The sequence below is a fragment of the Nocardioides ferulae genome (genome assembly GCF_003660455.1).
Lineage (GTDB): Bacteria > Actinomycetota > Actinomycetes > Propionibacteriales > Nocardioidaceae > Nocardioides > Nocardioides ferulae.
Genome location: NZ_QZVR01000011.1, coordinates 43,004 through 56,860 on the forward strand (window position 1 = coordinate 43,004; position 13,857 = coordinate 56,860).

The 13,857-nt window shown below is 73.5% G+C and carries 11 protein-coding genes; 5 read left to right on the forward strand and 6 right to left on the reverse strand.

The annotated features are described in order from the left end of the window. Positions 1-41 precede the first annotated feature (41 nt). Positions 42-1,682: a GMC family oxidoreductase gene (locus D6B71_RS13815; RefSeq protein ID WP_121256033.1), complete on the forward strand. Its 1,641-nt coding sequence runs from the start codon at positions 42-44 to the stop codon at positions 1,680-1,682. Further along, on the forward strand, positions 1,679-3,208 hold the full coding sequence (locus D6B71_RS13820) for an aldehyde dehydrogenase family protein (protein WP_121256035.1): 1,530 nt from the start codon (positions 1,679-1,681) through the stop codon (positions 3,206-3,208). Before D6B71_RS13815 ends, D6B71_RS13820 begins: the two co-directional genes overlap by 4 nt. 111 nt (positions 3,209-3,319) lie before the next feature. On the opposite strand, the gene D6B71_RS22815 is transcribed toward D6B71_RS13820, so the two are convergent. After that, positions 3,320-4,372 carry a serine/threonine-protein kinase gene (locus tag D6B71_RS22815; protein WP_164519670.1) on the reverse strand — a complete coding sequence of 351 codons (1,053 nt, stop codon included), beginning with the start codon at positions 4,370-4,372 and terminating at the stop codon, positions 3,320-3,322. A gap of 67 nt (positions 4,373-4,439) precedes the next feature. Here D6B71_RS22815 and D6B71_RS13835 point away from each other — a divergent pair, with 67 nt between their 5' ends. Beyond that, positions 4,440-5,006 carry an RNA polymerase sigma factor gene (locus D6B71_RS13835; protein ID WP_121256037.1) on the forward strand — a complete coding sequence of 189 codons (567 nt, stop codon included), beginning with the start codon at positions 4,440-4,442 and terminating at the stop codon, positions 5,004-5,006. A 30-nt stretch (positions 5,007-5,036) separates the two neighbouring features. Here D6B71_RS13835 and D6B71_RS13840 read toward each other — a convergent pair whose 3' ends face one another. The 5 genes from D6B71_RS13840 to D6B71_RS13860 all read right to left on the reverse strand — a co-directional run bounded on the left by D6B71_RS13840 (position 5,037) and on the right by D6B71_RS13860 (position 12,247). After that, entirely contained in the window at positions 5,037-6,143 is a 1,107-nt protein-coding gene (locus D6B71_RS13840) for a PD40 domain-containing protein (RefSeq protein WP_121256039.1), read from the reverse strand. A 398-nt stretch (positions 6,144-6,541) separates the two neighbouring features. Then, positions 6,542-7,825 (reverse strand): NAD(P)/FAD-dependent oxidoreductase, encoded by a 1,284-nt coding sequence (locus tag D6B71_RS13845; protein WP_206051763.1) that lies wholly within the window; start codon positions 7,823-7,825, stop codon positions 6,542-6,544. After that, entirely contained in the window at positions 7,822-9,273 is a 1,452-nt protein-coding gene (locus D6B71_RS13850; RefSeq protein WP_121256041.1) for an NAD(P)/FAD-dependent oxidoreductase, read from the reverse strand. Before D6B71_RS13850 ends, D6B71_RS13845 begins: the two co-directional genes overlap by 4 nt. Positions 9,274-9,305: 32 nt before the next feature. Then, on the reverse strand, positions 9,306-10,718 hold the full coding sequence (locus D6B71_RS13855) for an FGGY family carbohydrate kinase (RefSeq protein WP_121256043.1): 1,413 nt from the start codon (positions 10,716-10,718) through the stop codon (positions 9,306-9,308). Continuing rightward, on the reverse strand, positions 10,715-12,247 hold the full coding sequence (locus tag D6B71_RS13860; RefSeq protein WP_206051764.1) for an APC family permease: 1,533 nt from the start codon (positions 12,245-12,247) through the stop codon (positions 10,715-10,717). The genes D6B71_RS13855 and D6B71_RS13860 overlap by 4 nt, the downstream gene beginning before the upstream one ends. Before the next feature lie 178 nt (positions 12,248-12,425). Between D6B71_RS13860 and D6B71_RS13865 the strand changes: the two genes are divergently transcribed. Together D6B71_RS13865 and D6B71_RS13870 are read left to right on the forward strand one after the other, a co-directional pair. Beyond that, positions 12,426-13,163, forward strand: coding sequence for a GntR family transcriptional regulator (locus D6B71_RS13865; RefSeq protein WP_206051765.1), 738 nt, complete (start codon positions 12,426-12,428; stop codon positions 13,161-13,163). Next, the gene (locus D6B71_RS13870) at positions 13,160-13,849 is read left to right on the forward strand and encodes an HAD family hydrolase (RefSeq protein WP_121256045.1); all 690 of its coding nucleotides are present in this window, start codon (positions 13,160-13,162) and stop codon (positions 13,847-13,849) included. Before D6B71_RS13865 ends, D6B71_RS13870 begins: the two co-directional genes overlap by 4 nt. Positions 13,850-13,857: the final 8 nt, after the last annotated feature.

A 13,857-nucleotide genomic window follows, 5' to 3' on the forward strand; every position in this document is an offset into this window, starting at 1 on the left:
CCACCGGGCCGGCCGGGGCGGTCGACGTCGAGGAGGGTGCCGTGGCCGAGCGGGAGGTCTACGACTACGTGGTGGTGGGGGCCGGCAGCGCAGGGGCGGTGGTCGCCGCCAGGCTCACCGAGGACCCGTCGACGCGGGTGCTGCTGCTCGAGGCCGGCGGCGCCGCGGACGCCGACCAGATCACGATCCCCGCCGCGTTCTCGAACCTCTTCAAGACCCGCTGGGACTGGAACTACCAGACCACCGAGCAGAAGCAGCTGCACAGCCGCCGCGCCTACTGGCCGCGGATGAAGGCGCTGGGCGGCTGCTCCTCGATGAACGCGATGATCTACATCCGCGGCAACCGGCTCGACTACGACACCTGGCGCGACGCCTACGGCGCGGCCGGCTGGGGCTACGACGACGTGCTGCCGGCGTTCGTCCGCTCCGAGGGCAACACCCGGCTCGGCGGCCGCTACCACGGCCAGGACGGCCCACTCCACGTCGAGGACCGGCGCTACACCCACCCGCTCACCGATGCCTGGGTCGACTCGGCGGTGGCCGCCGGCTTCACGCCCACCGACGACTTCAACGGCGCCGAGCAGGAGGGCGCGGGGCGCTACCAGGTCACCTGTCGCAAGGGCCGGCGCTGGTCGGTCGCGAAGGCCTACCTCGAGCCCGCCGCCGACCGGCCCAACCTCACCATCCGCACCGGTGCGCTGGCGGAGCGGGTCGTGGTCGAGGGCGGCCGCGCGGTCGGCGTGCGCTACCAGCACGGCCCGGCCAGCCACACGGCGTACGTCGAGGGCGAGGTCGTGCTGGCCGGCGGGGCGGTGAACTCCCCCCAGCTGCTGATGCTCTCGGGCATCGGGCCCGGCGCGCACCTGCGCGAGGTCGGCGTCGACGTGCTCGTCGACCTGCCGACGGTCGGCCAGAACCTGCACGACCACCCCGCGGTGCCGCTGGTGTTCCGCACCTGCGGCGTCTCCGACCTGATGGACCACAACAACCTGGTGCAGTTCGCCCGGGCGAAGGCCACCGGCACCGGCCCGCTGACCTCCAACATCGGCGAGGGCGGCGGGTTCTGGCGCAGCCGTGACGACCTCGCCGCCCCCGACCTGCAGGTGCACGTCGCGCCGACCGGCTTCTACGACAACGGCCTGCACGAGGCGACCAGCCGCAACGTCACTGTCGCGCCCACGCTGGTGCACGTCGCGAGCCGCGGGTCGCTGCGGCTGCGATCGGCCGACCCGCGCTGGCACCCCGAGATCGACCCCGGCTACTACGACGACCCGGCCGACCTCGACGCGATGGTCGCCGGCGTCCGCCGGCTGCTCGAGACGGTGTCGACCGGCCCGCTGGCCCAGCACATCGCCGGCCCCGGGCTGCCCACGATGCAGGGCTGGGGGAGCGACCCGAGCGACGCCCAGATCGTCGAGCACATCCGTGGCAACACCCAGACCCTCTACCACCCGGTCGGCACCTGTGCGATGGGCGGTGACGAGCGTGCCGTCGTCGACCCGGAGCTGCGGGTGCGTGGCGTCGAGGGGCTGCGGGTCGCCGACGCCAGCGTGATGCCGATGGTCACCCGCGGCAACACCAACGCCCCCTCGATCATGATCGGCGAGCGGGCGGCCGACCTGCTCCGCGGCCGCGCCACCGCACGACCCACCCCACAGAGCGCAGGAGGGGACCCCCGATGACCCAGACCGCCGCCACCGCCACCTTCGAGTCGCTGAACCCGGCCACCGGCGACGTCGTCGGCGTCCACCCCGTCCACGACGCCGCCGCCGTCGACGCGGCCGTCGCCCGGGCCCGCGCCGCCGCCGGCTGGTGGGCCGCCCAGGGCTTCGACGGACGCCGGCGGGTGCTCGACCAGTGGCGCGGAGTGCTCACCCGGCGGATGGCACAGCTCGCCGACGTGGTCCACCAAGAGACCGGCAAGCCGCACGGCGACGCCCAGCTCGAGATCGGGCTGGCCATCGACCACCTCGCCTGGGTCGGCTCGCACGCATCGAAAGTGCTCGGTCGCAAGCGCGTCGCGCCCGGCCTGCTGCTGGCCAACCAGGCGGCGTCGGTGGAGTACCTCCCGCTCGGCGTCGTCGGCGTCATCGGGCCGTGGAACTACCCGGTCTTCACGCCGATGGGCTCGATCGCCTACGCGCTCGGCGCCGGCAACACCGTGGTGTTCAAGCCCAGCGAGCTCACGCCCGGAGTCGGCCTCTGGCTCGCCGACAGCCTGCGCGAGGTCGTGCCCGACCACGACCTCCTCCAGGTGGTCACCGGCCACGGCGACACCGGTGCCGCGCTGTGCCGCGCCGACGTCGACAAGATCGCCTTCACCGGCTCCACCGCCACCGGCAAGCGGGTGATGGCCGCCTGCGCCGAGCGGCTCACCCCGGTCGTCATCGAGGCCGGCGGCAAGGACGCCCTGCTCGTCGACGAGGACGCCGACGTGGTCGCCGCCGCCGACGCCGCCGCCTGGGGCGCGTTCGCCAACGCCGGCCAGACCTGCACCGGCATCGAGCGTGTCTATGTCCACGAGCGCGTCTACGACCGGTTCGTCGACGAGCTGACCAAGCGGGCCCGGTCGGTGCACGCCGGCACCGACGCCGACGCCAAGCTCGGCCCGATGACGATGCCCAGCCAGCTCGACGTCGTACGCCGCCACGTCACCGACGCGCTCGCCCGCGGCGGCCGGGCACTGGTCGGGGGCGAAGGCGCGATCGGCGACAAGTTCGTGCAGCCGACCGTGCTCGTCGACGTCCCCGAGGACTCGCTCGCGGTCACCGAGGAGACCTTCGGCCCCACCGTCACCGTGCGCAAGGTGCGCGACATGGACGAGGCGGTCGAGCTCACCAACGCCGGCCACTACGGCCTCGGGTCCTCGGTGTTCTCGGCGTCCCGCGGCCCCGAGATCGCCCGCCGGCTGCGCACCGGGATGACCGCGATCAACTCGGTGATCTCGTTCGCCGGGGTGGCGGGGCTGCCGTTCGGCGGGGTCGGCGACTCCGGCTTCGGGCGCATCCACGGGCCCGACGGGTTGCGCGAGTTCTGCTACGCCAAGGCGGTGACCCGCACCCGCTTCAAGGCGCCGCTGAACCTCACCACGTTCGACCGCACCCCCGAGCAGGACACGGTGGTCGCGACCCTGCTCACCGCCCTGCACGGCCGGGCCAGCCAGCTGCCCAAGCGCCCGCTGCGGGCCCGCCGCGACCGACGTTCCTAGGTCGGGATTCGGGGTCGTGTGCCTGAGGTCGCGCTCGGGCGCGTTGTGAAGGATCAGGACATCGCGCTCGGGCGCGTGCTCAGGCACACGACCCGTCGGCGCAGGCGGGCCTCAGCGCAGGGCGGCCACGACCGCGAACGACGCGGCGAACGACAGGGCGAGCACCAGCAGCACGAGCAGCACGAGGACGGTCGGGCTCGTACGCCGGGCGGGAGCAGCGGGGCGGGCCGGGGCCGCGGGGTTGGGACTCGCCGGGGCGGGCTGGCCCGGCGGGCGCCTGCCCGGCGTGTTCAGGGCGGGGGCGGCCACGACCGGCCCGCCGTCCACCGCCTCGTGCAGCGCGGCCACGAACGAACCGACGTCGGGCCACCGCTCCTCGGGACGAGGGTGCACCGCCCGCAGCAGCACCCGGTCGACCGCCTCCGGCAGGTCGGTGAGCGCGCTGGGCGGCACCGGCGGGACACCGTCGACCAGGTCGCCGAGGCCGCCGTCGCGCAACAGCCGGCCGGTCAGCATCTGATAGCTCACCGCCGCCAGCGCGTGCACGTCGGAAGCCGGTCCGACCGGGGCTCCGGTCGCCTGCTCGGGCGCCATGTAGGCGGGGGTGCCGACGACCTGAGTGAGCCCGCTGGCGTGCAGCACCGCCTTGGCCACTCCGAGGTCGGCGACCAGCAGCCGGCTGCTCGCCAGGTCCGACGTCACGGGATCACGCTGCTCGGGGTCCGGCACGCCGTCGCCGCGCAACAGCAGGTTCTGCGGCTTGACGTCGCGGTGCACCACACCGCGGGCGTGCAAGACCGCCAAGCCGCTCGCGGCCTGCTCCATCAGCGGCAGCACCACGGCCGGCGACAGCGGAGTGCCGGCGGTGAGGTAGCGGTCCAGCGACCCCCGATCGGCGTACGACATCACGAACCAGGGCGTGCCGTCGGTCTCGCCGATGTCGTGCACCCGCACGACGTGGTCGGAGTCGGCCGCGCGCAGGATGCGCGCCTCCTCGAGGAACCGGTCGCGGACGTCGAGCCGCTGCGCCCAGTTGTCGGCGAGCGCCTTGACCGCGACGTGGGAGCGCAGCTCGTCGTCGCGGTAGAGCCACACAGTGGCGAAACCCCCGGCTCCGATGCGACGGACCCGGCTCAGTCGGCCGAGACGCTCCGGGAGTGACACGGCCGCTATCGTGCCAGAGCGCCCGCCCGGTGCCGTCGGGTCGGGGATAGGCGGTCCAGGAGGTGCGATGGAGTCGACCGGTGAGGCTGCAGCCGCCGACGCGCTCGATGCTTTGGCGCTCCGCGCGGCCGGCGGCGACCGGGACGCCCTCGAAGACCTGCTCGCACAGGTGCAGCCCCGGGTGAAGCGCATCTGCGGGCGCATCCTGCTCTATCCCGAGGACGCCGAGGAGGCGGCGCAGGACGCGCTGCTGCTGGTCGCCACCCGCATCGGCTCGTTCGCCGGGCGCAGCCGATTCACCACCTGGCTGCACGTCGTGGCCTCCAACAGCGCCCGCTCGACCTACCGCACCCTCAAGCGGCGGGCGGCCGAGCGACTGACCGATGAGCTGCCGGTGGCCGCGGACCCACGCACCACCAGTGTGATCGCCGGCAGCCGGCTGGACCTGCTCGAGGCGCTCGAGATCGTCGGCCGCGAGCACCCGGAGTACGTCGAGCCGCTGGTGCTGCGCGACGTGCAGGAGCTCGACTATGCCGAGATCGCCCGGGTGCTCGACCTGCCGCTCGGCACGGTGAAGGCGCGCATCCACCACGCCCGCAAGGCGGTCCGCCCGCTGCTGGCGACCACCGACTGACGCCGGCGCCGGACAGCTCGGCCGAACTGGTCAGTTCGTGTCGCCGAGCACCGCGGTCTCGGCGGCGTCGCCGGCGCGGGCGACCGGGTCGCAGGCGCCGTCGAGGTCGCAGCGGTAGATCACGGTCCCGTCGCCGTCGAGGTTGCGGGCGCCGAGCAGCAGCACCTCGTCGTCGTCGAGGAACTTGCCCTCGAGCACGGCGTCCGGGGCGTCGACCTCTCCGAGCATCGTGCGCTCCGCGCTGTCGAGAACGCGGAACAGCGCGGGACCGAACCCGTCCAGCGGGGGGACGACCGTGAGCAGTCTGGTGCCGTCGGGGCTGAACGAGGGGTAGCCGCCGAACGTCGAGCCGCAGTCGACGAGGCGGTCGCTCGGGTCGGCCGTGCTGCGGATGTCGGCGCAGGTCTCGACGCCGGCCTCGGGGTCGGACTCGGTGGCGGAGATGCCGGCGAGCCAGGACCCGTCGGGTGAGGCGTTCCAGGATGCCCCGACCAGGTCGTCGGCGACCACCCGATGCTCGCCGCTGCCGAGCCGGGTGGCGATCACGCGCGGCTCCTCCTCGTCGGTGCGCCACTCGGCCAGCAGGGTCGCGACGTCGTCGGAGAACGACGCCAGGCCGCCGGGCCACCAGCCGGCCTCGGGCGCCCTGACCGTCTGCACGAGCTCGCCGGTGGCGGTGTCCCAGATGCCGTAGCCGCGTCCGTCGTCGCGCATCGCGGCGTACCGCGTGCCGTCACGGCTCACGTCGCCCCGGCCGAAGGTCTCGGCCAGGAAGATCGTGCTGCCGTCGGCGTCCACCCGCCAGGCTTCGTACGACGGCTCCTGGGGGCTCGCCATCGTGGTCATCAGCCACCCCGTGGCCGTGCGGTGCAGCTCGGCGGGCCGGTCGATGAGGTGGATCGCGACCTCCTGGTCGCCGTCGTGCAACGAGCGCTGGTTGGCCCACAGCACGCCGTCGAGCGCCGGGTCGGGCGCGGCGGTGGCGGGCTCGCCGTCACCCGGCGACTCTGTGGTGCCGCTGCTGCGGGTGGCGGTCGGGGTGCCGCCCCCGTCACCGGCGAGCTGGGTGGCGGCGATGGCGCCGGCAGTGCTGCCGACGACGGCGGCGGCGAGGGCGGAGGCGAGGGTGCGGTTCACGGAGGCTTCCTCTCGGTGGGTGCCTGACGTCCGGTCTGATGCTCGCGGCCGCGAGATGGTTATCGACGATCCTGCCGCGTGGGCCATGGCCGCCTGGTCCTGGCTGGTCGCGGACAACGCCGGACCACCACCCCGGACGACGCCGGACCACCACCCCGGACGACGCCGGGCGGCCCCGGGCGGCCCCGGGCGGCCCCGGGCGGCCCCGGACGGCCCCGGACGGCACAGCGCCCCGCCGGGGGAGGCGGGGCGCTGCTCTCGGCCATCAGCGGGCGGGGGATGCCCCCGACGACCGAGCTTGGGAGGCGGCCAGGTGGGCCGCCATTCAGTTGTGGTCAGGTGAAGTCAAGATGTGGTCAGTAGTTGTCAGGGGGCCCTCCGTCCCGGACGGCCGCGGTTCACCGGTCCAGCCCGACAGTGACGGTGCCGCCCCGGGGGTCGACGTGGTCGAGCACGTCGGAGGGAACTCGGAAGACCCGGCCGGGCGCGGCCGGCCACGGCACCCGCTTGCGGGCCACCACCCGCCCGTCCTGCACGAGCACCACCCGGGGCGCGGCGACATGCTCGTCGGTCCACAGCAGCAGCCGCTTGCGGGGCGGGGCCGGGTCGCCGGCGCGGAGGATGCCGGGAGCGACCCACCGGAAGGGCGCCTCGGCCTGCAGCCGCACCGAGTCCGGGGCCGGCCGCCGCCCGTCGAGGTAGCCGCGCACGTGCTCGGCGACTGCTGCCCCGTCGAGGGCGGCGATGTCGGCGGTGTCGACAGGGTGCAGCGCGTTGCCGATCGCGAAGACACCGGGGCGGTCGGTGCGCAGCGCGGTGTCGACGAGCGGTCCGAGGCTGCCCGGGTCGAGCGGCAGGCCGGCCGCCCGGGCCAGCTCGTTGTCGGGGATCCAGTCGCCGGTGAGCACCACCGTGTCGCACTCGACTAGCCGGCGTCGGCCGGTGTCGAGGTGCTCGATCTCGACCGCCTGCACGCGGGGCCGGCCGATGATCCGGGTGACCCGAGTGCGGGTGGCGACCTGGGTGCCGAACACCATCCGTCCGGGCCGGTGGAAGAGCCAGTACGACTCGGACTGCGGGTAGGACGTGGTCATCAACGCGGTCTCGCACCCGGCGTGCTTCAGCGTGAGGACCGCCGACCAGCTGACCAGCTCGGCGCCGACGACGACGGCCCGCTTGCCGACCGTGCCGTGCTTGAGGTGCACGACGTTCTGCAGGGTTCCGGTGGTGTAGATGCCGTGGGCGCGGTCTCCGGGGATGCTGCGGGCGGCCCGGGGGCGCTCCCGGGCGCCGGTGGCGAGAACCACCGACCGCGCGTCGACGCGGAGCCTCCCCTGGGGCGAGGTCACCATCAGCGAGCGGGGGCCCGCCCAGTCGGTGGCCATCGCCTCGGTGAGGATCGTGGCTCCGGCGTCCTGTGCCTTCTCCCGCAGCAGCCGGGCGTACTTCGGCCCGGTGACGAACCGCCCCAGGTCGCGCATGCCGTAGCCGGGATGGTCGCTGTGCCGGGGGATGCCGCCGGCCTCGCGCTCGCGCTCGAGCACCAGCACCTGGCCGGGCAGCTGCCCGGCCAGCTCGGAGGCGGCGCGCAGGCCCGCCGGGCCGGCGCCGACGATCACCACGTCGGGCGTGAGCACGCTGCTCGGCTCGGTGCTGCTGGGCGTGGTGGGTGTCGCGCTCATCGCTGGACCTGCCCTTCCGGAACGCCGGCGCCCCGAGTGGCGAACAGCTCGGCCACCTCGGCGCCGCAGTAGAACCCCTGGCAGCGCCCGTTCTGGACGCGGGTGCGGCGACGCAGGCCCTCCAGCGTGGTCGGCGGGATCGTCGCGGCGAAGGTGTCGCGGATCTCGCCGGCGGTGACCCGCTCGCAGAAGCACACGATGCGGCCGTACGCCGGGTCCGCGGCGATGCGGGCGGCGTCCTGGTAGGGCCGGAGACCGGCCTCGCCGATGTTCGGCATCCGGGGCGGGTCGGGCAGGTCGTCGCGGGGCTGGAGCTCGAGCGCGCCGGTGTCTGCCAGCAGACCGGCGACGTGCTCGGCGACGGCCATGCCCGAGGTGAGCCCGGTCGAGCGGATGCCGCCGGCGAGCAGGTAGCGCTGGTCGGTGTCGACCTCGATGACGTAGTCGGAGAACTCGGTGGCCGCTCGGAGGCCGGCGTAGGTCGCGGTGACCTCCTCCTCGAGCAGTCGCGGCATCAGCCGCTGCCCCTTCTCGCGCAGGAAGGCCAGGCCGCTCTCGGAGGAGCCGGTGTCGGTGCGGTCGGTGAGGTCCTCGGCGGTCGGGCCGAGCATCACGTTGCCGTAGACGGTGGGGCTGATCAGCACGCCCTTGCCGACGGCGCTGGGCACCGGGAGCACGATCTTGTCCACCAGCGGGCGGGCCTGCTTGTCGAAGACCAACAGCTCGCCGCGGCGGGGCGTGACGTGGAACCGGTCATAGCCGAAGTGCTGGTCGACCAGGTCGGCGCCGAGCCCGGCGGCGTTGACCACCCAGCGGGTGCGCAGGTCGCCGCCCTCGGTGTGCAGCACCGTGGTCTCGTTCTCCACGGTGACGCCGGTGCACCGGTGACCGAGCAGCAGCGTCGCGCCGCGGCGTACAGCGTCGGTGGCCAACGCGAAGTTGGTGGTCCAGGTGCAGATGATCGACTCGCCGGGCACGGTCAGGCCGCCCAGGGCACCGGGCCCGATGTGCGGCAGCTGCCGGTAGACCTCGTCGGCGGCGACGATCTCGGTGTGGGGGTAGCCGTTGGCGACCGCCTTCTCCTGGAGGCCGGGCAGGTTGCCCAGCTGCTCGGCGTCCCACGCGACCAGGATCGCGCCGACCCGCTCGACCGGGATGCCTGTGGCGGCCGCGTAGTCGCCCAGCAGGTGGTAGCCCTCGTGGACCATCCGCGACTCCAGGCTGCCCGGCTTGGCGTCGAACCCGGTGTGCAGGATCGCGGTGTTCGCCTTGCTGGTGCCCTCGCCGACGTCGTCGCGGGCGTCGACGAGCGCGACGGAGAGCCGGTAGCCGGCGAGCGTGCGCGCGATCGCCGAGCCGACGATGCCGGCGCCGAGCACCACGACGTCGTACGTCGGGGCCGCTGCCGCGCCGGAGGAGGCGGCGCCGGTCGAGGGTGCGGTGGTCATGGGAGGGGTCCTCGATTCCGAGAGGCGGGTGGTCACGCGGTGGCCGCCGCGGCGTTCCACCGGGCGCGGAAGTCGGCGGCCTGGTCGGCGCTCCACTGCGGGGAGTAGACGAGGCTGGGCTGCCAGGGGACGATCGCGTCGACCAGGGGGAGGCCGGGCGTGTGGGCGATCCGGGCCAGCGCCGCCGCGCCGAGCGGGGTGGCGTGGGGCGACGGGTAGAGCTCGATCTCGATCTGCATCAGGTCGGCCACCGCCTGCATGAGCGTGCGGCACTGGGTGAGCCCGCCGTCGACCCGCAGTCGGGTGAGCGGCCGGCCGAGGTCCCGCTCGACCGCGGAGCCGAGCTCCGCGACCTGGGCGGCGATGCCCTGCAGGATCGCGGTGACCAGGTGGCCGACCGTCGTCGAGAGCGTCATGCCGCTGACGGTGGCCTTGGCGTCGGGGCGCCACCAGGGTGCGGCGAGGCCAGCCAGGGCGGGCACGGCGAGGACGCCGCCGGCGTCGGGGGCGGCGGCCTGGTCCATGTCGGCCGCTGTTCGGATGTAGCCGAGCTGCTCCATCCAGCGCACCGCCGACGCGGCGGTGTAGACCTGCCCGTCGATGCAGTACGTCGTCTCGCCGCCGACCTGCCAGGCCACGCAGGCGGCGAGCCCGGCGCGGGACCGCGCCGCGGTCGTGCCGGTGTTGGCGAGCAGGAACGCGCCGGTGCCGAAGGTGCACTTGGCTTCGCCGGGCTGCAGGCAGCCTTCGGCGACCAGCGCGGCCTGTTGGTCGACGACCAGGCCGCCGACCGGGATCGAGCCGCCGAACGCGGTCGTGGTGCCCACCTCGACGTCGCACGGCACGATCGTGGGGAGGCGCTCGTCGGCGAGTCCGAACAGCCCGAGCAGCTCGGGGTCCCAGGCGGCCGTGTCAAGATCGGTGACCAGCGACCGGCCCGCGGTGGACGCGTCGGTGACGAACTCGCCGGTGAGCTGGTGCACCAGCCACGTGTCGGACGTCGTCACGACGCCCTCGCGGGTCACGTTGCGGCGAAGCCACGCGAGCTTGGGTGCGGTGAAGTAGGGGTCCAGCACCAGCCCGGTGCGCTGGGCGAACAGCTCCTGGTGCTCGCCGAGCTCCTGGCAGATCGCCTCCGCGCGGCGGTCCTGCCACACCACCATGTCCGAGAGCGGTCGGCCGGTGTCGGGGTCCCAGGCGAGCACGGTCTCGCCTTGATTGGAGAGCGTCACGACGTCGACCGGCAGCCCGGCCGCGGCGACCGCCTCGCGGCCGGCCTCGAGCACCGAGTCGAGCAGGGCCTGCGGGTCCTGCTCGACGCCGCCGCCGGGCAGGTAGCGCGGGCGCACGGTCCGCTCCGCCAGGCCCCGCACCCGACCCTCGTCGTCGACGACGAGGGCCTTGGTGCCGGAGGTGCCCTGGTCGATGGTGAGGACGGTGGTCACAGCCGGTCGTCCTCGAGCGGTGCCTCGGAGTCGAGGATCTTGTCGACGTCGGCCAGGTCGGGCATGGTCATGCCCTTCCGCCCGTGGCGGACCAGCAGGTAGGTCAGGTAGACGGCGCCGATCGCGAACATGACCAGGGCGTAGAGGATCGGCTCCGAGAACGACTCGTCACGGAAGATCGCGAGCTCGTAGAGCAGCCACACGGACGCGAGCACGATGATCGGGGTCTCCCACCTGCCGAGCGAGAACCCCTGGCTGGGCGGCAGGGTCCGCCGCTTCAGCACGTACATCAACACGGTGCCGGCGTAGATGAGGGCGGGCAGCAGGGTGCCGGCGGAGAACAGGGAGAAGAGCGCGTCCTCGGACATGGAGAAGATCGCCAGGATCGCCTGCGCCACCACGAGCATGAACAGCGAGGCCCCGAGCGGGGTGCCGCGGCTGTGGCTGATCTTGTGCAGGGCCTGCCAGCCCGGGAACCGCTCGTCGCGCGACATGGCCCACACCAGTCGGGTGCCGCTGAGCGTGATCACCAGGCCGCAGGAGAAGATCGAGATCACGACGAGCACGAGCAGGAAGTTGCCGACCACGGGGCCGAGCACGTCGGTGATGACGGTGGCGATGGGGGTGGCGGACTTGGCGAGCTCGGCGGTGTCGCCGGCCAGCGCGGTGACCGCGATGAGGAACAGCATGCCGAGCACGCCCAGCGAGAGGACGGCCTGGGCCATCGCCTTGGGAATCACCCGCTCGGGGTTCTTGGTCTCCTCGGCGAGGTTGGCCGCCGACTCGAAGCCGACGATCGTGAACGCGCCGAGCAGGAACGCCAGCGGGAACGGGCCGGCGTGGTCGAGGTCGCCGAAGTCCCAGTAGCCCTCGGAGGCGACCGGTGCGGTCTCGAAGAGGTTGCCGAAGTCGAGCAGACCGCTGGCCGCGCCGACGACGAACAGCAGGACGGTCAGGCCGATCATGCCGATGATCTGGATGGTGACCGCGACCTGGTTGACCTTGTTGGTCATCCGGGTCGACCAGGCGACCAGGATCGCCTGGACCAGGACCACGACGGCGGTGATCGCCCACGCGTTCTGCAGCGTGTAGGTGTAGCCGAACAGCTCCGGGAGGATCGTGGCGGCGATGGTGTAGTCGACCGCGACCACGACGACGCCGAGGAACGTGAAGGAGATCCAGCCCATCACCCAGCCGGCGATCGGGTTCGCGATACGGGAGACCCACTGGTAGGCGTAGCCGCTGATCGGGATGCGGGCGGCCAGGGCGCCGAAGATCAGCGCCACGGCCAGCTGGCCCGTGACCGCGATCGGCCAGGCCCAGATGCCGCGCGGACCCGAGCTGTTCAGGACGGCCCCGTAGGTGGTGAAGATGCCGGTGGCGATCGAGACGAAGCCGAAGGCCACCGCGAACGAGGCGTACCAGCCCAGCTCCCGGGCCATCCTGTCCTGCCGGTAATTCTCGGTCAGCCCGGAGCCGGCGTCGCCGCTGGCGGCACCCGTGGGTCGGTCACTGCGCGGAGCGGTCACTGCTCCTCCGTCCTTCGGTGATGATGGTCCCCTCCGGTATGGTCTATACCGTTTGGTCCGTACCAACCTGAGGCCTCGACCGGCCCTTGTCAACGGGTTCGGCGAAATTCGGAGCCGGGAAGGACGAGACGGCGGCGATTGGTATAGACCAAGTGGCTCTTCCGCGTATCGTGGAGTCGTGTCCGCCCAGCACCTGCGCCAGAGCACGCCGCGCTACGTCGGCATCGCCACCGAGCTGCGCGAGCGGATCCTCGACCAGCAGCTGGCACCGCACACGCTGATGCCCTCCGAGCGGGAGCTCAGCGAGCAGTTCGCGGTCAGCCGGATGACGGCCCGCCAGGCGCTCACGCTGCTGGAGAGCGAGGGGCACGTCTACCGGCGGCCACCGCGCGGCACCTTCGTGGCCGAGCCGCGGGTCCGCTTCCAGATCGGCAGCTTCTCCGAGGAGGCGAACCGACTCGGCCGTGACGCCTCGGCCCAGCTGCTGTGGGCCAAGGCCCTGGTGGGGCCGGGGAACGGCGCGACCGCGGCCCGGGCCGCGCTCGGCCTGGCGGCCGACGACGTGATCCACGCGTTCCGTCGGCTGCGGCTGATGGAGGGCGAGCCGCTGGCGATCGAGACGACCTACTTCCCGGCGTCGCTGACGCCGGGCATCCTCGACGTCGAGGTGCACGGCTCGCTGTGGCAGCTGCTGCGGGGGCGCTACGACCTGCGTCTCGAGCGGTCGAAGGCGGTGCTCGAGTCGATCGTGCTCGACGAGGGGGCCTGCGAACGGCTCGCGGTGCGGGCGGCGTCCAACGGCATCCTGCTGACCCGGACCACCGTCGACGACCAGGGACGCTGCGTGGAGTACGCGCGCGACGTCTACCGCGCCGACCGTGCGGCGTTCGAGGTGACCGCCTCGGTCGCTCGATGAGCCGCGGCGCCGTCGTCTTCGACCTCGACGGAGTGCTCACCCGCCGCGACACGTTCGCGACGTTGGTGCGCCGCCGGCTGGTCCACCACCCGTGGCGTCTCGCCCTCGCGCTGCCGGCGCTGCCGCTGATGGCACTCACCGGCACCCGGCCCCGGTGGCGGGCGCCGGTGACCCGCTACCTGGTCCGGGTCGCGCTGCTCGGTCGCGACCCGGACCGAGTCCGGCAGGAGGCCCGCGCGCTGGCCCAGGAGTTCGCCCGCACTCCCACCTGGCTGTGTCCGGCCGGGCTGGACGCCGCGCGGCGCCACGTCGCGGCCGGTGACCGCGTCGTGGTGGTCACGGCGACCGAGCAGACGCTGGCCCGGACCCTGCTGGTGGAGGTGGGCCTCGGCGAGGTCGAGCTGCTCGCCTCCGGGCTGGCTCCGGCGCCCGGCGGCAGCCGGATGCGCCCGCACAACTTCGGCCACCACAAGGTGCGGGCCCTGCGCGAGTGCGGGCTGCCCCGGCCGTGGACGGTGATGTACACCGACTCCTGGTCGGACAGCCCTGTGCTCGCCGAGGTCGAGCGCATCGTCCTGGTCGACCCCACGTCGACGCTGCTGGCGCGGGCCCGCCGGACCTGGCCGGGGCGGGTCGAGGTGATCGGCGCCACGCCGACATCGGGCGGAACGGCCGCTGCCCAGTGACCTCGGGA

Bases quoted from the DNA above. Each gene is read 5' to 3' on its own strand.
- D6B71_RS13870 (WP_121256045.1), top strand. From the start codon at position 13,160: ATGAGCCGCGGCGCCGTCGTCTTCGACCTCGACGGAGTGCTCACCCGC.
- D6B71_RS13835 (WP_121256037.1), top strand. From the start codon at position 4,440: ATGGAGTCGACCGGTGAGGCTGCAGCCGCCGACGCGCTCGATGCTTTG.
- D6B71_RS13820 (WP_121256035.1), top strand. From the start codon at position 1,679: ATGACCCAGACCGCCGCCACCGCCACCTTCGAGTCGCTGAACCCGGCC.
- D6B71_RS13850 (WP_121256041.1), bottom strand. From the start codon at position 9,273: ATGACCACCGCACCCTCGACCGGCGCCGCCTCCTCCGGCGCGGCAGCG.
- D6B71_RS13845 (WP_206051763.1), bottom strand. From the start codon at position 7,825: ATGAGCGCGACACCCACCACGCCCAGCAGCACCGAGCCGAGCAGCGTG.